Source organism: Luteitalea sp. (assembly GCF_022842525.1).
Taxonomy (GTDB): domain Bacteria; phylum Acidobacteriota; class Vicinamibacteria; order Vicinamibacterales; family Vicinamibacteraceae; genus Luteitalea.
Genome location: NZ_JALHPM010000159.1, coordinates 1 through 14,932, shown reverse-complemented (window position 1 = coordinate 14,932; position 14,932 = coordinate 1). Strand labels below are relative to the sequence as shown.

The following is a 14,932-nucleotide window of genomic DNA, read 5'->3' as shown; positions in this document are numbered from 1 at the left end:
TTGTGACCGCATCGCCCAGCACCTCAATCGCCGCCCACGCAAGCGCTTGGGGTTTCGCACGCCGGAGGAATGCTTCTATGGTCAGTAGTCAGTGTTGCAGTTCAAAGTTGATCTCAAAGATGAAGTTTTCGGCAGCGACAATTTCGTTGCCGAAATCGCCTTCAAGTCAACTGACCCTCTCGGCCAAACAGGTCTTCCCAAAGCGTATGACTACATCATCTGGTACAGCCGAGAGCACAAACAGATGCGGTACCGGCCTGTCTATCAGGAGCGCGACATTTCGCAGGACTACGAATATCGGCTCGTGGAAGACGGACCCGTTCGGGCCAAACGGCTGTCCGATGACGAGTTTAGGGCGAGGGGTTCTGCGGTCGGCGTGTTTCGTCGTCGCCCGCTTACGTCATCCGGATTTACGCCCAGCTGTACATACAGCTTCGATCTTGGCGGCGTGACTTGCAGCCCCTTCGGGAGCGGCAAGAGTTGGTCGACCAACCGAGATGGCATGGAGCGACTAAAGCTGGCTGAGAGGTTGTTCTTGATCGGCAAGACGCCATATATGAAGGCCTACTTTAGTGACTTTCCGGTGACTGAGCTGGAGAACGTCTGGCCGGACAAGCCAGGTGCGGTGGGGCAGGCGTACGTCGTTCAAACTGCGACGAAGTTCATCGAGAGATGTATGTTGATGGCGACGGATCCTGGCGATCTCGTACTCGATCCGACATGCGGCTCTGGAACGACAGCGGCGGTGGCAGAACAGTGGGGCCGTCGATGGATCACCTGTGACACCAGTCGAGTCGCGGTCACGCTTGCGCGGACGCGCCTCATGGCCGCGCGCTACCCATGGTTCACACTCGCCGACTCGCTCGAAGGCCAGAAGAAGGAGTCGGAAGTCACCGGCAAGGTCCCGCCTGCATTCAAGATTGAGGGCGACATCAAGAAGGGGTTTGTCTACAAGCGCGTGCCACATGTCACGCTTAAGTCGATAGCCAACAATCCGGACATCAAAGAGGGCATGACGCGCGATCAGATCGACGCCGCCATCCTGCGCCACGCCGACACGGAGCTGCTATTCGACAAGCCGTACGAGGACGGCAAGCGCATCCGCGTGACCGGGCCCTTCACAGTCGAGAGCCTTTCGCCGCACCGCGTGCTGTCGGCGGACGACGAGCGTCCGCGCAGCGAGCAAGAGGGGCAGCGCGACAGTGTCGCGGGTCAGTTCGAGACCATGATTCTCGACAACCTCCGAAAAGCCGGCGTGCAGAACACCGTGAAGAACGAGCGTCTGGTGTTCGACCGACTAGAGTCGCTGGCCGGCACGTGGCTCCACGCGGCAGGCGCCTATACGGATGCAGATGGCACGGTGCGCCGCGTGGCTGTCTCCATCGGACCCGAGCACGGCACGGTGGGCCCGAACCAGGTGAAGGAGGCGGCCAAGGAAGCCGTGTTGGGCGTGGGGTACGACGTGCTCATCGTGTGCGGCTTCGCCTTCGACCCGCATGTGTCGGAGGAGGCCAAGCGCTACGGCAAGCTGCAGGTACTCACCGCGCGTATGAATCCCGACCTGAGTATGGGCGACGAGCTGCTGAAGAAGACCGGCGCCGGCAACCTGTTCATGGTGTTTGGCGAGCCGGATGTCGACATCGCGCCCGTGGACGTAGACGGCAACCTCCAAGTGACCCTGCGCGGCGTCGACGTCTACGACCCTACCACGGGCGCCATTCGCAGCAACTCCACCGACGACATCGCGTGCTGGTTCATCGACACCAACTACGACGGCGAAAGCTTCTTCGTACGCCACGCGTACTTCACGGGTGCCGACGAGCCGTACGAAAAGCTAAAGCGCGCACTGAGGGCCGAGATCGACGAAGCGGCGTGGTCCACCCTATACAGCACAGTGAGCCGCCCGTTTGCCCAACCCGAGACTGGCAAGATCGCCGTCAAGGTGATTAACCACTACGGGGATGAAGTGTTGAAGGTGTTCGTAGTGGCCTCTGTGCACGACTGAGCGATGGCGAGGAACCGGCTCATCCAGCTTGCTCGGCGGTGGCGCCCAAGTGCCGAGGACCCACTGGGTGATGACAAGAAGCGTCTGCTTGATTACTTGATTGACAACGAGGTGACGGCCTCCAATCCGAAGCCGATTGAAGATCTGTTGGCGGTGCCGTTCGGCGGCCGGTACAAGCGCAGTGCGTTTCAGCATAGAATCGTGGGTCCGTTGCGCCGTGAGCCTGCCGTGTTTATCGGGGTGAGCAACGCTGGCCTGTTCCTGGTTACGAGTGCCGTGGACGCGGCGACAACGCTCGACTTCTACGCCACACGGCTACGGGCAGAGCAGAGACACGTCCGGAGCCTGCGTGCTCTCGCTCGGCGGACGAAGCTCTTTGAGGCCGTCGACACCGAGTCTGCGCCAGCGGGTCCTGCGATCGTCTACATGGATGAATCCGGGTCTCCGGGCGTCGGCGACGAGCACGACCAGCACTTTGTCGTCGCCGCTGTGATGCTTGAGTCGCATGCCGAGCTAGCGCGTCTTGAGCAGCGGTTCAAGAACGCACTCGCAATCGTTCGTCGCGATCCTACGGGGGAAGCCAAGGCGTCGAGTTTCAGCAAGCGAAACCTCAGGCTTGTGCTTCGCGAGCTGTCATTGGCCGAGTACGTATGGGCGGCTGTGTGCTTCGACAAGGCGCGCTTGGAATCTGCTGGATTTCGTGACCCGACGACCTTGTACCGCTACGCGTTTCGCTTCGTCATCGAAGATCTGTTGGCAGTAACCTGGCGCCCGACTGTGGTCCTCGACGAATACTCGACACCGACGTTCCAGCAAGAGTTAGCGGCGTATCTGCTCCGGCACACCACAGGGTCGCCCCAGACCATTCAGTCGATTCGGTTTAGCCAGAGCAGCAAGGACAGGCTGGTGCAGCTCGCGGACCTCGTGGCAGGTGCGGTACGAGCCGCTGCGATGGGAAACGACGGGCCGCTTCGTGAGATCGAGCATCTGTCCCTCAGGGTGTCGTACTGGCCGCCCCCGGAAGAGTGATTCCGCAGGCTACACTCCGCGTCGCCGAGCCCGATGCATGTTGCGCTAACACGCGCTGCTGGCTGCGACGTAAGCGGATGTGAGGGGCTCGTCGCAAGCGCAACGGGCCACAAGGGGGCAATGCAGATGGCTACAGGCACTGGCCTGTCCGGCAGGGCCACCTTGACGTAACCCCGCCGGGAGCAGTACGACGGTACGGCGTGCGGGTCGGGGAGCCTAAACTCGCGCCGCACCCTGCATGCCGGCAACGGAACGTGCGCTTCCGTGGGCTGACGGTCAACGCCGCGGCCGTCATCGCACGTGCGACCTCCTCTGTCACGCATGTGTGCATCCACGCGTCGCGCAGCAACACACCTGTGACCTGCCGTGTCACAGCCCTTCCGGATGATGGCTCCGTTGATACGCACGATGCAGAAACGCGTCGTGCCCTTCCCCAACGGAGACACAGATGATCACGTCCTACAAGAACGGCGCCTGCGCGATGGTGCTGGCGGCAGCGATGGCGTCCACCGGGTGCGGCACGATGTTCGGCGGCTCGCGGCAGCTTATTCAGGCCGCGTCGATCCCGGAGGGGGCCACGGTGGCGGCCGCGGGCACGGCCGGCTCGCGCACGCCCACGTCCCTCAGCCTCGAGCGCAAGAACAACTACGTGCTCGAGTTCTCCGCGCCCGGCTACACGACGCAGCGGGTGGACGTGCAGAAGTCGCTGCGTGGCGGCATCGTGGTGCTCGACATCCTGGGCGGGGTGCTGCCGGTGATCGTCGATGCCATCACCGGCGGCTGGTACAAGCTGTCGCCGGAGCAGGTGAACGCGATGCTCACGAAGGTGGATGCCACCACGCCGGGGCCGGACACGATTGGCGTGACGCTGAACCTCGACGGCGCCGGTCGCAGCGACAAGGCCGAGGTGGCGATCGTGTCCACGGTGCCTGGCGTGGCGGTGAGCGTGCGGACGCGGTGAGCGAAAGGCCCTCGCTCAGTGCGACGATGCCTTCGCACTGGCGAACAGCGGATTTGGCGTACTGCCCTTGGCCACCGCTACTCCGAATGTGCGTACCGCGGACTCCGTCCGCGCGCTCGTGAAGCTCTCGTGTGCCTGAATCCTGAACAGGCCGGCATCCGCCTGGTCCGGCATGCGGGATGCAGTCGTCGAGGCGGCGGAGGCGAGTGCCGAGGTGCTCCGCCACGGGAGCAACTTATATGTTGACTACTGCGGCCAATGGCTCTAGTGTCTGGCGCAGCGCATCAAGAAAGACCTCGGACTCACGCTATGTTCTACGCAGTGAAGCTGTCGAAAGACACCGACGGGTCATGGCTCGTGGACGTGCCCGCCTTGCCCTTCGTGCATACACACGGCCGTACGCGCGAGGCGGCGCTGGCGCGCGCCGTGGAGGCGGTGCTGACCGGCCTCGAGATGCTGGTGGACGACAAGGTCGAGATTCCCCGGCCGCTGCAGGCAGCGCCAGTCAGGGGAGACGCCGTGCGCTTGTCGGCGCTGGTGGCCGCCAAGATCGAACTGCACAACGCGATGTTGGCGCAGCGCGTGGGCAAGTACCGACTGGGGAAACTGCTCGACTGGCATCTGCCGCAGGTGGATCGGCTGGTCGACTTCCGCCATCAGTCGAAGCTGGACCAGATCGAGCAGGCGCTCTCCGCCCTCGGACGTCGGCTGGTTGTGACGAGCGCAGCGTAGAGACGCGTTCAAGATGTCGCGGCGGCTCCGCCGGTTGCCGATCGAGCGCGATGACGAGTAGGCAGCCGCGGGCACGGCCGGCTCGCGCACGCCCACGTCCCTCAGCCTTGAGCGCAAGAACAACGACGTGCTCGAGTTCTCCGCGCCCGGCTACACGACGCAGCGGGTGGACGTGCAGAAGTCGCTGCGGGGCGGCATCGTGGTGCTCGACATCCTGGGCGGGGTGCTGCCGGTGATCGTGGACGCCATCACCGGCGGCTGGTACAAGCTGTCGCCGGAGCAGGTGAACGCGATGCTGACGAAGGTGGATGCCGACGTCGCCGGTCGCGGTGACAAGGCCGAGGTGGCGATCGTGTCCACGGTGCCTGGCGTGGCGGTGAGCGTGCGCACGCGGTGAGCGCAAGGCCCTCGCTAGGACGCCGTCTTGGCGAGGGCGTCTGCCAGACGCACCTTGATGAACGCCTGTCGGGTCACGCCGAGACGCCGGGCCTCCTGATCGATGTCGCGCAGCAGGTCCACCGGGAAGTCCACGTTCACGCGTTGCACCGCGCGGCCAGGTCGCGTCGCCTTGGTCTGGTCCATGAGCGACGACAGATCCACGCCGTTGTCGTGCATGGCGTCGAGGGAGACGGCGGGGAGCGCCTTAGGCTTCGAAGTACGCTGCTGCTTCTTCATCACGTGCTCGCCTGACGGAGGTGATCCGGATGCGATCGCTCCGAATCGTAGTGAACGCCGACCACACCACGTTGCCGATTCGTCCGATGACCTGAATACGAGGTTCGTCGAGCGATCGGGCCGGAACCTCGAGCCGGTCGGCATCACTCCACAACGCCTGGGCGTCGATGAAGTCGATGCCGTGCTTTTCGAGGTTGGCGGTTGACTTCGCCGAGTCGAACTCGAAGTCCATGAGGTATAGAAAATATACCATTACTGCTGGTCAGGCAGTTCGCGCCGACGGCGTGCCGGAGCTGGTGCTGCTGCGGTAGCGAAGGCCTATCGCGTCTACGGTGTGGGCGCGGCTGCACGTGTGACCTGTCGTGTCACAGCCCGCCAGCGCAGGGTAGAGGCGCACGCCCGCAGATTTCGCGACCATCCAGCCCGCGCGCCGGTGCAATGTCAGCCACGTCCGCGCCCCAACTATCGGTTGGCCGTACGATTTACTGAGGAATCTCGGGCGATGCCCCCGCCGGGATGTCGGTTGGCGATCGTTCGCGAAATGGATACGATCGTTCTCGAAATGAGAACGACACTGCCTTTGGGCGCGACCCTCTTCGGTCGCACGCGCGAACGCGTGCTGGGGCTGTGCTTCAGCCGCCTCGACGAGCCGTTCTACGTACGCGAGGTGGCGCGGCTCACCGGCGGCGCCCTGGGCGCGGTACAGCGCGAACTCGGCGTGCTGGTGCAGGCCGGCATCCTCACGCGCGTCGTGCGTGGACGGCAGGTCGACTACCAGGCGAACCGGCAGTGTCCCGTGTTCGAGGAACTGCGCGCGATCGTTGCCAAGACGTCCGGTCTGGTGGACGTGCTCCGCAACGCCCTGGCGCCCGTGGCTGGTGGGGTCGAGGCGGCGTTCGTCTTCGGGTCGATGGCGCGCGACGGGGGCGGAGCCGACAGCGACGTGGATCTCTTCGTGATTGGTGCCGTGGCGCTGGGAGACCTCGTGGAGGCGCTGGCGCCCGTCGAGTCGCGCCTTGGGCGCGAGGTGAACCCGGTGGTGCAGTCCGCCGCGGAGTTCGCGCGCCGGGCGCGGCGTGGGGACCACTTCGTCAGCCGTCTGCTGAGCGAGCCCAGGCTCTTCGTGATCGGCGGCGACGATGTCGTTGAGCGACTGGCAGCGTCGCGGCTGGCTGACGCCCCACACGACCAGCGCGCGGGAGATCGGCGACCGCCAGCGTGCCGGCCTCGACGGTGCGGCGTCTCCAGGCCTACCGCAAGCGGCGCAACTCCACGGAGTACGACCACGCGGGCGTGACGTCCGACGCCGAGGCCGACGAGGTGCACGACGCCGCAGTCGTCGTGCGCGATGCGGTGGTGGAGTGGATTCGCGCCACCCGGCCGGAGCTGTTGCACGAAGGCTGACGCTGCCGAACGTTGCGGCGTGAACGCCGCTTGCCGTCGTGGGCAAGGCACCGCTGCCTACGAGGACGCCGCCTTGGCGAGGGCGTCTGGCCGGCTTCTCGCTCGATCGCTTGGTGGATGTGACGAGCGCGGCGTAGATAACGCTGGCACGGCGCGGGTTACGGGCTGGACCGCTTCGAAATCCACACCCCGTCCGCGGCCTGTTCCCACGGCAGCAGCGTCCCGTCGTCGAGCAGCTCGAATCGCTGCGCGGTCCGCGGAGCCTCGAGCAGTACGCGAATCGCGCGTCTCCAGATATCGACGCGTTCCACGATCCGTCGTGCCTGCCGAACGCGCGAGACGACGACCACTGCACGCGTAGGCTCCGAGAACAGGAAATCGTCGTCCTGCGTCAGGAACAGCACCTCTGGGTCCGTCAGGCGTTCACGAATTCCCGCGTCCGACACCCCGCGCAGGCCGAGTGTGATGATGTGCTCGGCGACCTCGCCATCCGCCAGCAGGCTGCGGAGCAGGGCGAGAGGGAAGTTCTCGTCGAGCAGAATCTTCACGACGCCTGGCGGACGGCGGGAGGCAGGTGCGCCGCCACGTGCGCCGCGTAGCCGAGCGCGGCGCGCACCTGCTCAATCGACAGCTGATACTCGGTGGCGACCGTCTCGACGGTTTCTCCGGCGGCGATGAGCCCGACGACGGTGGCGACATCGATCCGGGTGCCGGCGATGCAGGGCTTGCCGAACCGGACGTCGGGGTTCATCGAGATGCCTGGATAGATGTCCATAAGGGCCTGAACGGACTGTAGCATGCGGCACGCCGATCGCGACTGTGTGTAGCCGGTCGGGATCGCTCCACAACGCCTGGGCGCCGATGAAGTCGATGCCGTGCTTCTCGACGTTGGCGACCGACTTCGCCGAGTCGAACTGTGGTGACGAGCGCCGCGTAAGTGCGGCCCCGGGACTCGAGCCCCCTACGCCGTCATCAGGCGGCGTCCGCGCGGCCTGGGAATCGGCCGGCCCATATCGCGCGCGGCTTCCAGCCAGAGACTGATCGCGTCTTGCGCGTTGGCCACGGCTTCGGCGGGCGTGCCGCCGTGGGCCATGCAGCCCGGCAGTTCCGGAACATCCACCACGAAGGCGGCGTCCTCCCGGCTCCAGGCGACGACGAGTTCGTACTTGTGGGCCATGTCAGCCTCGCAGTCTGAGATTGTAATTGAGGATGGCGCGCCGAACGGGGCGCGGGCCGAGCGTGAGCAGCGCGTCGCAGGTGCTTCAGCGCATCACCGGCGAACCTTGGGCAGATTCTGCGCACGCGCGCGCATGGTCTTCGGATTCGCGTGACTTCTCGCGCGGCACGGTGCTCGCATTGTCCGGTGCCATGGCCGGATGTAGACTCCGTTCATGGCCGGGGAGGATCCGATGCGCTCGCCAGCGGCACGCGCCGACATGCGCCTCACCTACGACGACTTCGTGCTGTTTCCCGACGACGGGAAGCGCCACGAGATCATTGACGGCGAGCACTACGTGACCCCGGCGCCCAACGTGCGCCACCAACGGCTCGTGGGGCGGCTGCTGTACGAGATCGAGCGATATCTCAGAGCCAATCCGCATGCCGGCGAGGTGTTCGCCGCGCCGCTCGACGTGGTCCTGTCTCACTTCGACGTCGTCGAACCCGACCTGCTGTTCGTGGCCGGTGATCAGACGGACATCCTGACGGAGAAGAACGTGCAGGGGCCGCCAGCGCTGGTCATCGAGGTGCTGTCGAAGAGCACGCGCAAGCGCGACGCGCAGACCAAGCGGCGCCTCTTCGAGCGGACCGGTGTTCGCGAGTACTGGCTGGTGGATCCGGAACTCGACGCCGTGCAGGTATTCCGCCCGACGGCCGAGGGGCGGCTGGCCCGCGTGGCGGAGCTGACGGCGGAAGACGGCGGCGTGGTGACCACGCCCCTGCTGCCGGGGTGCCAGATCGACCTGCGCGAGCTGTTCCGCGCACACATCTAGTGCGGCTCGGCAATCCGCACCGGCGCCCTCACGTCCGCTGCTTCCATTCCGGTACAGCTCCCCGCCGCGCTCCTCTATACCCGGAGGGGCCACGGTGGCGGCCGCGGGCACGGCCGGCTCGCGCACGCCCACGTCCCTCAGCCTCGAGCGCAAGAACAACGACGTGCTCGAGTTCTCTGCGCCCGGCTACACGACGCAGCGGGTGGGCGTGCAGAAGTCGCTGCGTGGCGGCATCGTGGTGCTCGACATCCTGGGCGGCGTGCTGCCGGTGATCGTGGAGAAATGGCCATCTCTGGTCGCGGGGGCCGTGGCAGCCGCTGCCATGTGCAGCAAGGACCTGACCGGCGCGCCGTGATCAGAGCCAGAATCCAGCGCTCCGCCGCCCTGGCACGCGCCGTGAATGCGATCCGTCTCGTTCCCGGAAACCGGCGAGGCGTCAGAAATGGCATTGACAGCATATGTATTTGAAAACATAGTAGGTCATGGCGTGGAACGTTGAGTTCCACGACCTGTTCGTGTCGGAGTTCGGGGCGCTGGCCGAGGCGGTGCAGGATGAACTACTCGCCCACGTGTCGGTGCTGGAGGCCTAGCGGATGCGCGGTGGGCCTCGCACGCAGCGAAGGCGAGACAGGTCCACCGCATCAGGAAGCGACCATGACCAATCTTCAGCGGATCCGCAAGTCGCTCAGTCCTGCGCGCCGGCGCCGCATCGCCAGTCGCACCGCTGCGCTGATGGCCGACGAGCACACGTTGCAGAAGCTGCGCCGGGCCCAGGGAATGACGCAGGCGGCAATGGCGGAGGCGCTTGGCATCGGGCAGGACGGCGTGTCGCGGCTTGAGCAACGGAGTGACATGCGGCTCTCCACCCTCCGCGGCTACGTCGAAGCCCTGGGCGGCAAGCTCTCGATCGTGGCGGAGTTTCCCAGCCAGGGACCGGTAGTGCTCAGTGGCGGTGGTGGTGCCGAAGCCGCAGCTGGAAGCACGGGGCGTCCAACATCGCGAGGGACTCGCCGCCGTTCGGCGCCGTAGCGCGGGTGGCGACGCCGACAGCAGCCGGGGCGGCGAGCGCGAGCGTGCGGACGCGGTGAGGCTGCGCACGGGGATCGCAGAATGTGCAGGGATGGCGCGCCGCCCGCGCGCGGAAACTGCGCACTCGAGCCCGGTTGGCAGGGGCACCGCGAAGCACGAGCGCGCCCAACCTGGGCCTTTTTTCGCCGCCCGCTCGGGTGGCACGCTCGATGCACTCAGGGTGTGCCTGACCAGCCGCGGCGCTGCTGACATCGACGATATCAACCGACTACTATGGCCACGTGCAACCCCGGCGAAAGAGAGCCCCTGCGGACATTGATCCCCGAAGCCAGCCTGCGTACACCCTGACCGAGGCGGCTCACTACCTCCGGCTGTCTCCCGGCACCCTTCGGTCGTGGGTCGTCGGGCGACCGTATTCCACCAGCGTCGGCCCGCGCACCTTCGCGGCGCTGATCCGCCCGGCGTCGAAGCGGCCGCTGATGCTGTCGTTCTGGGATCTCGTGGAAGCCCATGTGCTGCGCGCGCTGCGCCAGGACCACCAGGTGAAAGTGGAGGCCCTGCGGAAAGCGCTCCGCTACGCCGAGGACACCCTGCAGATCGACAAGCTGCTGTTGCGCAAGGATCTGTTGGCAGCACCTGGCCGCCTGTTTCTCGATCGCTACGGTGAGCTCATCGAGTTGTCGGCATCCGGCCAGGTGGCGATGCGCAAGGTGTTCGAGCAGCACTTGCACCGGGTCGACTGGGACGGACGCAGCCTGCCGATTCGGCTCTATCCGTTCGTGTCCGTCGAGGGTGCCAGCGACGTGCGGCTCATCGCGATCGATCCCACCGTGGCGTTTGGTCGCCCCATCGTGCACCGTGCCGGCGTGTCGACGCAGGCCATCGCCGGTCGCCTCGACGCAGGCGAAAGCGTGAGCGACGTGGCCGCAGACTACGACCTCACGCCCGCGGAGGTTGAGCAGGCCGCCGTCTACGAACGTGCGGCGTGAACGTCGTCTTCTTCACCGACCGCGACCTGGGCAAGCAGTTCCCGGACAGCCTGCGCGCGGCGGGATGCCGCGTTGAGCGGCACGCGGACCATTTCGCCCCAACCGCCAGCGACGAATCGTGGTTGGCCCACGTGGGGCGCACGGGCTGGTGCGCTGTCACGCACGACGCTCGCATCCGCTACAAGCCCAATGAGTTAGCGGCGGTTGAGCGATACCGCGTTCGGCTGCTCGTGGTCGTGGGCAAGGCACCGCTGCCGCAGCTGGCGATCCATTTCGTCAAGACGCTGCCTCGGATCCACGCGTTCTTGAAGCAACACGAGCCGCCATTCATTGCGAAGCTGTATCGCCCGACGCCGTCGGCGTTGGTCACTGATCCCGACGCGCCCGGCTCGGTTGAGCTCTGGTATCCACGCTGACGTCCGGCACCCCGCCGCTTCAAGGCCAGGCCGAGGGGAGCAACTTATCTACGCAGTGAAGCTGTCGAAAGACACCGACGGGTCATGGCTCGTGGACGCCGTGCGCTTGTCGGCGCTGGTGGCCGCCAAGATCGAACTGCACAACGCGATGTTGGCGCAGCGGGTGGGCAAGCCGCCACTTCGCGAACTACACGATCTCGGCGTCGCTGTGCGAAGACGGCAAGGCGCGGCGGCGGCCGCGGGCGTCGTAGCGGCTAGGAGCGCAGGGGCAGGCGTCGGCTCTTTGGCGCGGGCGAAGGGGGCGCGGCATCGAACAGCAGCTTCGGCGCGTAGCCATCGCGGGCGCCGTCGAGCTGTTCGAGGATCTCTTCCGCCAGCGCCGAGGGCGACACCACGCGCGCGTGGGCGCCCCAGCCGAGCACCCACGTACGCAGCGCCCAGTCGCGACACACCTTCAGCGTGAGGCGCACGCCGCCGCCGGCGATCGCCTCGATCTGCTGCGAGCCGTGCCACGTGCGCTCGCGCACGTAGCTGGCCACCCGCGGCGTGAATTCCACCACGATCTTCTCGGGCTTGCCGCCGCGGTTCACACCCAGCGACTGCCCGAACGCCTCGTCGGCCATGTCGGCGCCCGGCGTGAACGACTTCTCGAGCACGGTCACCTTGCGGACGCGTTCGGCGGCGAAGACCCGCACCATCCGGTATTCGGGCACCCAGGCGGAGAGATACAGGCCACCTTCCGCATACGTGAGGCTGTAGGGATGCAGCTCGTATTCCTTCTCGCGGTCGCTGTGCACCGAAAAATACAGCACGCGGCACACCTTGCGTTCCGTGGCGGCTTCGATGAGCCGGGCCACGAACTCGTCGTGTTTCGGCGACGTCACGGTTTTCCGAGGCGCGCCCTTCACCTGCACCACTTCGGGCAGGCGCTGCAGGAACTTGCGGACGGCGGGTGAGAGCGATTTCTCCACGCGGCGGATGATGGCGGCCAGCCCCGGTTCGAAGGGCGTGCCGGTGAACTCCACGAGCAGCGTGCGGCTCAGATACAGCGAACACGCCTCGGTCACGGAGAGACCGGCGTCGTTCAGCGCCTTGAGCGGCATGTTCAGCAGCTTCCAGCAGGTGGTGCGATCGCGCTTTTCGTCCACGAGCGGGAAGCCCACTTCCTGCAGGGCCTGCAGATCGCGCCAGACGGTGCGGGTGGTCACCTTGAACTTCGCGGCCAGGTCCTTCACCGACACGCCCGCGCGCATCGCGTCGATGTGCAGGAGCATCTGCCAGTGGCGAATCACTTCGGCGTTGCGAGGCATGGCCGGCATTGTATGTGACCGATCGACGCGTACGCGCAACCTGCACGGTGAAGCGCCTGCTCGCGTCGCAGGAGATGCGCGTGCTGGCCCAGTCCAAGCTCTGCCGCGGTGCTCGAGCGCCTGGCCATGGCCACCGGCACGCGGCTGCAGATTCGGTTCGTGCCCGCGCGCCGGCGTGGCGCCGACGCATTGACTACCGCGACGTCGGCGGCCCGCGCTACCCGCCGCGCCTCCTCAACACGCGCGTCACGGGATGCCCGCTGATGTACACCGCCAGAGCTGTCGCCGGAGCAGGTCAATGCGATGCTGACGAAGGTGGATGCCGACGGCGCCGGTCGCAGTGACAAGGCCGAGGTGGCGGTCGTGTCCACGGTGCCTGGCGAGGCGGTGAGCGTGCGGACGCGCTGAAGACGCTGCAGAAGCTGCGGCGCATCCTCCCCGGGCCGCGGGCAGATTCTGCACACGCGCGCGCCTGACCTTCAGATTCGCGTGAGTTCTCACGTGGCACGTGGCTCGCATTGTCCGGGTTCCACTGGCTCGCCGGACATGCTAGATGTGGCATAATGACGCAGCGCCGCTGCCGCTCAAGGCGGTGGTGTGGCTTGGCGATTCTCTCCGGGCTCTGAGGTCATTTCCGTCCGCGGTGCAGGATGAGGTCGGCTACGCGCTGTTCCTCGCTCAGCGCGGTGAGAAACACGCTGCCGCCCTGGAGTACATCGATGGCCAAGAAGGCATACGTCGTGGGCAGCGGCAACGTGTTCGCAGACGTGGGACATCCCCGGCCGGCGGAGGCGCTGGCAAAGGCCGAACTGGCGCGGAAGATCGGCGCCACCATCGAGAGCAGAGGGCTCACGCAGGCCGCTGCGGCTGCCGTGCTCGAGGTGGATCAGCCGAAGGTGTCTGCGCTGATCCGCGGGCGGCTGGCCGGCTTCTCGCTTGACCGGCTGGTGCGGTTCCTCGTGCTGCTTGGCCACGACGTGGAGATCGTCGTCAAGGCCAGGCCGAGGGCCACGAGCCAGGCACGAGTGCTGGTGGCGTAATGCGCTCGCCAGCGCCATGAGATTGGCGGTTGGAGACGCCCATGAACCGGCGCGAGACGCAGGCCCTCGCATCCCTCAAACGGCTCGGAGCGGACCGCTTCCTGACGTTCCTGCGAGTGGTCGAACCCGAGGCGCACTGCGGGGCCGTACGGTTCTTCCTCGAGGAACCCGAGACCGGCAAAACACCCGAGCAGGTGTTCGTCACCGGCGACGACTTCGGTTACTCCCTGCACGTCCGAGCCACGGCTGATGGCGAGTTCCGCATCGCGTTCGGGTGTGATGCGGGCGCCTTGTGCGGCGACGGCGGCGAGTGGGAGATGCGGTTCGACCAGAACGGGCACGCGGCGATTGTCTCTGCTGTGTTCTGGATCTCGTAGAGGTCCGCGGCCGCTTGTACTGGGCCGGCGCAAGGCCAGCGCGCACGAATGGCAATCATCGGCTGGCCTCGGTGTTCTGGTCTTTGCTACCTGCTTCGCGGCTCCGGCGCGCCGCACTGCGGTTTACAGCCAATAGAGGCACGCCGACACCCCGCGCGCGGTGGGCACACGTCATGCAGCACGTGAGCCGAGGTCGAAATGGTCCCTCGCCGGGGACTGGTCGGCCCCGAGGAGATCGCGCACAATGCAGGCAGAGACCTATATGCCCCAGCTCACCAGAATCACCCGAGACCCCAGGGTCATGGGCGGCAAGCCATGCATCCGCGGGATGCGCGTGACCGTCGGCGCCGTCGTGGGGATGGTGGCGTCTGGGCACACTGCAGACTCGATCGTCCGCGAGTACCCCTACCTGGAAGAAGCGGACGTCGCCGAAGCCCTGTCCTACGCGGCGTGGCGAGCTGAAGAAGTGGAAGTGCCGCTGGGCCAGCCATGACGCTACTGGTCGACATGAACCTGCCGCCGACCTTCGCCTCGGCGCTGGAGTCGGCCGGGTTCTCAGCCGTCCACTGGTCTGACGTCGGCGCTCCCACGGCAGACGATTTCGAGATCCTCGCGTGGGCACGGCAGCACGGCCGTGTGCTCATCACGCACGACCTGGACTTCTCGGCGATTCTGGCAGCAAGCGGAGACGACGCGCCAAGCGTTGTGCAGTTGCGAGCGCAAGACATGCTGGCGCCGCAGCTTCTCCAGATCGTTCGAATGGCGCTGACCCAGCATGCGGCGCAGATTCGGCGTGGCGCCTTGCTCTCGATTAACGAGGCAGGCACCCGGGTGCGGGTGTTGCCGTTGAATCGATGAACGGACGGGATGATCGTTGACAGAAGTCCGGCAACATCGTTTACACCTTACTTGCCGGGCTTCGTTCCAGTAATTCGCGACGTGCGCTCGTCGATCTTCCCGAGCAGCGTGCGGTA

At 66.1% G+C, this 14,932-nt stretch carries 21 protein-coding genes and 1 pseudogene; 15 read left to right on the top strand and 7 right to left on the bottom strand.

The genetic code is table 11. The features are described 5' to 3' along the window. The first annotated feature begins 91 nt into the window (after nucleotides 1-91). The 5 genes from Q0C41_RS23825 (at nucleotide 92) to Q0C41_RS23805 (ending at nucleotide 5,124) form a co-directional block, all read left to right on the top strand. Entirely contained in the window at nucleotides 92-2,005 is a 1,914-nt protein-coding gene (locus Q0C41_RS23825) for a DNA methyltransferase (RefSeq protein ID WP_291988104.1), read from the top strand. A gap of 3 nt (nucleotides 2,006-2,008) precedes the next feature. Further along, nucleotides 2,009-3,034 carry a DUF3800 domain-containing protein gene (locus Q0C41_RS23820; RefSeq protein WP_291988102.1) on the top strand — a complete coding sequence of 342 codons (1,026 nt, stop codon included), beginning with the start codon at nucleotides 2,009-2,011 and terminating at the stop codon, nucleotides 3,032-3,034. A gap of 448 nt (nucleotides 3,035-3,482) precedes the next feature. Next, nucleotides 3,483-3,995 (top strand): PEGA domain-containing protein, encoded by a 513-nt coding sequence (locus tag Q0C41_RS23815; protein ID WP_291988100.1) that lies wholly within the window; start codon nucleotides 3,483-3,485, stop codon nucleotides 3,993-3,995. Nucleotides 3,996-4,304: 309 nt separating this feature from the next. Then, nucleotides 4,305-4,727 (top strand): type II toxin-antitoxin system HicB family antitoxin, encoded by a 423-nt coding sequence (locus Q0C41_RS23810; RefSeq protein WP_291988098.1) that lies wholly within the window; start codon nucleotides 4,305-4,307, stop codon nucleotides 4,725-4,727. Between the two features lie 127 nt (nucleotides 4,728-4,854). Further along, nucleotides 4,855-5,124: a hypothetical protein gene (locus tag Q0C41_RS23805; protein ID WP_291988096.1), complete on the top strand. Its 270-nt coding sequence runs from the start codon at nucleotides 4,855-4,857 to the stop codon at nucleotides 5,122-5,124. A 14-nt stretch (nucleotides 5,125-5,138) separates the two neighbouring features. Here the strand turns inward: Q0C41_RS23805 and Q0C41_RS23800 are convergent, their stop codons facing one another. Both Q0C41_RS23800 and Q0C41_RS23795 read right to left on the bottom strand, forming a co-directional pair. Continuing rightward, the gene (locus Q0C41_RS23800) at nucleotides 5,139-5,342 is read right to left on the bottom strand and encodes a hypothetical protein (protein WP_291988094.1); all 204 of its coding nucleotides are present in this window, start codon (nucleotides 5,340-5,342) and stop codon (nucleotides 5,139-5,141) included. A gap of 28 nt (nucleotides 5,343-5,370) precedes the next feature. Further along, nucleotides 5,371-5,634, bottom strand: a complete 264-nt coding sequence (locus tag Q0C41_RS23795) for a BrnT family toxin (RefSeq protein WP_291988093.1) — start codon at nucleotides 5,632-5,634, stop codon at nucleotides 5,371-5,373. Between the two features lie 330 nt (nucleotides 5,635-5,964). Here Q0C41_RS23795 and Q0C41_RS23790 point away from each other — a divergent pair, with 330 nt between their 5' ends. Further along, entirely contained in the window at nucleotides 5,965-6,699 is a 735-nt protein-coding gene (locus Q0C41_RS23790; RefSeq protein ID WP_291988091.1) for a nucleotidyltransferase domain-containing protein, read from the top strand. 265 nt (nucleotides 6,700-6,964) lie between these two features. Here Q0C41_RS23790 and Q0C41_RS23785 read toward each other — a convergent pair whose 3' ends face one another. The 4 genes and pseudogenes from Q0C41_RS23785 to Q0C41_RS23775 form a co-directional block, all read right to left on the bottom strand. Beyond that, nucleotides 6,965-7,354 (bottom strand): DUF5615 family PIN-like protein, encoded by a 390-nt coding sequence (locus Q0C41_RS23785; protein WP_291988089.1) that lies wholly within the window; start codon nucleotides 7,352-7,354, stop codon nucleotides 6,965-6,967. Next, nucleotides 7,351-7,581, bottom strand: coding sequence for a DUF433 domain-containing protein (locus Q0C41_RS23780; RefSeq protein WP_291988087.1), 231 nt, complete (start codon nucleotides 7,579-7,581; stop codon nucleotides 7,351-7,353). The genes Q0C41_RS23785 and Q0C41_RS23780 overlap by 4 nt, the downstream gene beginning before the upstream one ends. Nucleotides 7,582-7,630: 49 nt before the next feature. After that, nucleotides 7,631-7,729: pseudogene (locus Q0C41_RS31510) on the bottom strand (BrnT family toxin); the annotation flags it as partial. A gap of 38 nt (nucleotides 7,730-7,767) precedes the next feature. Next, complete coding sequence (locus Q0C41_RS23775) at nucleotides 7,768-7,983, bottom strand: type II toxin-antitoxin system HicB family antitoxin (RefSeq protein ID WP_291988085.1); 216 nt, start codon at nucleotides 7,981-7,983, stop codon at nucleotides 7,768-7,770. 232 nt (nucleotides 7,984-8,215) lie between these two features. On the opposite strand from Q0C41_RS23775, the gene Q0C41_RS23770 reads away from it, so the two are divergent. The 5 genes from Q0C41_RS23770 to Q0C41_RS23750 all read left to right on the top strand — a co-directional run bounded on the left by Q0C41_RS23770 (nucleotide 8,216) and on the right by Q0C41_RS23750 (nucleotide 11,231). Beyond that, nucleotides 8,216-8,797, top strand: coding sequence for a Uma2 family endonuclease (locus Q0C41_RS23770; RefSeq protein ID WP_291988083.1), 582 nt, complete (start codon nucleotides 8,216-8,218; stop codon nucleotides 8,795-8,797). A gap of 94 nt (nucleotides 8,798-8,891) precedes the next feature. Continuing rightward, complete coding sequence (locus Q0C41_RS23765; protein ID WP_291988081.1) at nucleotides 8,892-9,152, top strand: hypothetical protein; 261 nt, start codon at nucleotides 8,892-8,894, stop codon at nucleotides 9,150-9,152. A 299-nt stretch (nucleotides 9,153-9,451) separates the two neighbouring features. Continuing rightward, a complete protein-coding gene (locus tag Q0C41_RS23760; protein ID WP_291988079.1) occupies nucleotides 9,452-9,826 on the top strand; it encodes a helix-turn-helix domain-containing protein in 375 nt (124 codons plus the stop codon). Nucleotides 9,827-10,338: 512 nt separating this feature from the next. Then, nucleotides 10,339-10,815 (top strand): DUF433 domain-containing protein, encoded by a 477-nt coding sequence (locus tag Q0C41_RS23755; protein WP_291988076.1) that lies wholly within the window; start codon nucleotides 10,339-10,341, stop codon nucleotides 10,813-10,815. Continuing rightward, entirely contained in the window at nucleotides 10,812-11,231 is a 420-nt protein-coding gene (locus Q0C41_RS23750; RefSeq protein WP_291988074.1) for a hypothetical protein, read from the top strand. The genes Q0C41_RS23755 and Q0C41_RS23750 overlap by 4 nt, the downstream gene beginning before the upstream one ends. 254 nt (nucleotides 11,232-11,485) lie before the next feature. Here Q0C41_RS23750 and Q0C41_RS23745 read toward each other — a convergent pair whose 3' ends face one another. Further along, nucleotides 11,486-12,541: a YafY family protein gene (locus Q0C41_RS23745; RefSeq protein ID WP_291988072.1), complete on the bottom strand. Its 1,056-nt coding sequence runs from the start codon at nucleotides 12,539-12,541 to the stop codon at nucleotides 11,486-11,488. A gap of 719 nt (nucleotides 12,542-13,260) precedes the next feature. On the opposite strand from Q0C41_RS23745, the gene Q0C41_RS23740 reads away from it, so the two are divergent. From Q0C41_RS23740 to Q0C41_RS23725, 4 genes are all read left to right on the top strand, one after another. Then, nucleotides 13,261-13,581, top strand: coding sequence for a helix-turn-helix domain-containing protein (locus tag Q0C41_RS23740; RefSeq protein ID WP_291988070.1), 321 nt, complete (start codon nucleotides 13,261-13,263; stop codon nucleotides 13,579-13,581). A 41-nt stretch (nucleotides 13,582-13,622) separates the two neighbouring features. Next, a complete protein-coding gene (locus tag Q0C41_RS23735; protein WP_291988068.1) occupies nucleotides 13,623-13,958 on the top strand; it encodes a hypothetical protein in 336 nt (111 codons plus the stop codon). 262 nt (nucleotides 13,959-14,220) lie between these two features. Next, nucleotides 14,221-14,451 carry a DUF433 domain-containing protein gene (locus tag Q0C41_RS23730; protein WP_367079303.1) on the top strand — a complete coding sequence of 77 codons (231 nt, stop codon included), beginning with the start codon at nucleotides 14,221-14,223 and terminating at the stop codon, nucleotides 14,449-14,451. Continuing rightward, on the top strand, nucleotides 14,448-14,816 hold the full coding sequence (locus Q0C41_RS23725) for a DUF5615 family PIN-like protein (protein WP_291988064.1): 369 nt from the start codon (nucleotides 14,448-14,450) through the stop codon (nucleotides 14,814-14,816). Before Q0C41_RS23730 ends, Q0C41_RS23725 begins: the two co-directional genes overlap by 4 nt. Nucleotides 14,817-14,932 lie beyond the last annotated feature (116 nt).

Excerpts from the sequence above, each read along its gene's own strand:
- Q0C41_RS23820 (WP_291988102.1), top strand. The coding sequence starts at position 2,009 with ATGGCGAGGAACCGGCTCATCCAGCTTGCTCGGCGGTGGCGCCCAAGT.
- Q0C41_RS23815 (WP_291988100.1), top strand. The coding sequence starts at position 3,483 with ATGATCACGTCCTACAAGAACGGCGCCTGCGCGATGGTGCTGGCGGCA.
- Q0C41_RS23810 (WP_291988098.1), top strand. The coding sequence starts at position 4,305 with ATGTTCTACGCAGTGAAGCTGTCGAAAGACACCGACGGGTCATGGCTC.
- Q0C41_RS23800 (WP_291988094.1), bottom strand. The coding sequence starts at position 5,342 with ATGCACGACAACGGCGTGGATCTGTCGTCGCTCATGGACCAGACCAAG.
- Q0C41_RS23795 (WP_291988093.1), bottom strand. The coding sequence starts at position 5,634 with ATGGACTTCGAGTTCGACTCGGCGAAGTCAACCGCCAACCTCGAAAAG.
- Q0C41_RS23790 (WP_291988091.1), top strand. The coding sequence starts at position 5,965 with ATGAGAACGACACTGCCTTTGGGCGCGACCCTCTTCGGTCGCACGCGC.
- Q0C41_RS23780 (WP_291988087.1), bottom strand. The coding sequence starts at position 7,581 with ATGGACATCTATCCAGGCATCTCGATGAACCCCGACGTCCGGTTCGGC.
- Q0C41_RS23775 (WP_291988085.1), bottom strand. The coding sequence starts at position 7,983 with ATGGCCCACAAGTACGAACTCGTCGTCGCCTGGAGCCGGGAGGACGCC.
- Q0C41_RS23770 (WP_291988083.1), top strand. The coding sequence starts at position 8,216 with ATGCGCTCGCCAGCGGCACGCGCCGACATGCGCCTCACCTACGACGAC.
- Q0C41_RS23760 (WP_291988079.1), top strand. The coding sequence starts at position 9,452 with ATGACCAATCTTCAGCGGATCCGCAAGTCGCTCAGTCCTGCGCGCCGG.
- Q0C41_RS23745 (WP_291988072.1), bottom strand. The coding sequence starts at position 12,541 with ATGCCTCGCAACGCCGAAGTGATTCGCCACTGGCAGATGCTCCTGCAC.
- Q0C41_RS23740 (WP_291988070.1), top strand. The coding sequence starts at position 13,261 with ATGGCCAAGAAGGCATACGTCGTGGGCAGCGGCAACGTGTTCGCAGAC.
- Q0C41_RS23735 (WP_291988068.1), top strand. The coding sequence starts at position 13,623 with ATGAACCGGCGCGAGACGCAGGCCCTCGCATCCCTCAAACGGCTCGGA.
- Q0C41_RS23730 (WP_367079303.1), top strand. The coding sequence starts at position 14,221 with ATGCCCCAGCTCACCAGAATCACCCGAGACCCCAGGGTCATGGGCGGC.
- Q0C41_RS23725 (WP_291988064.1), top strand. The coding sequence starts at position 14,448 with ATGACGCTACTGGTCGACATGAACCTGCCGCCGACCTTCGCCTCGGCG.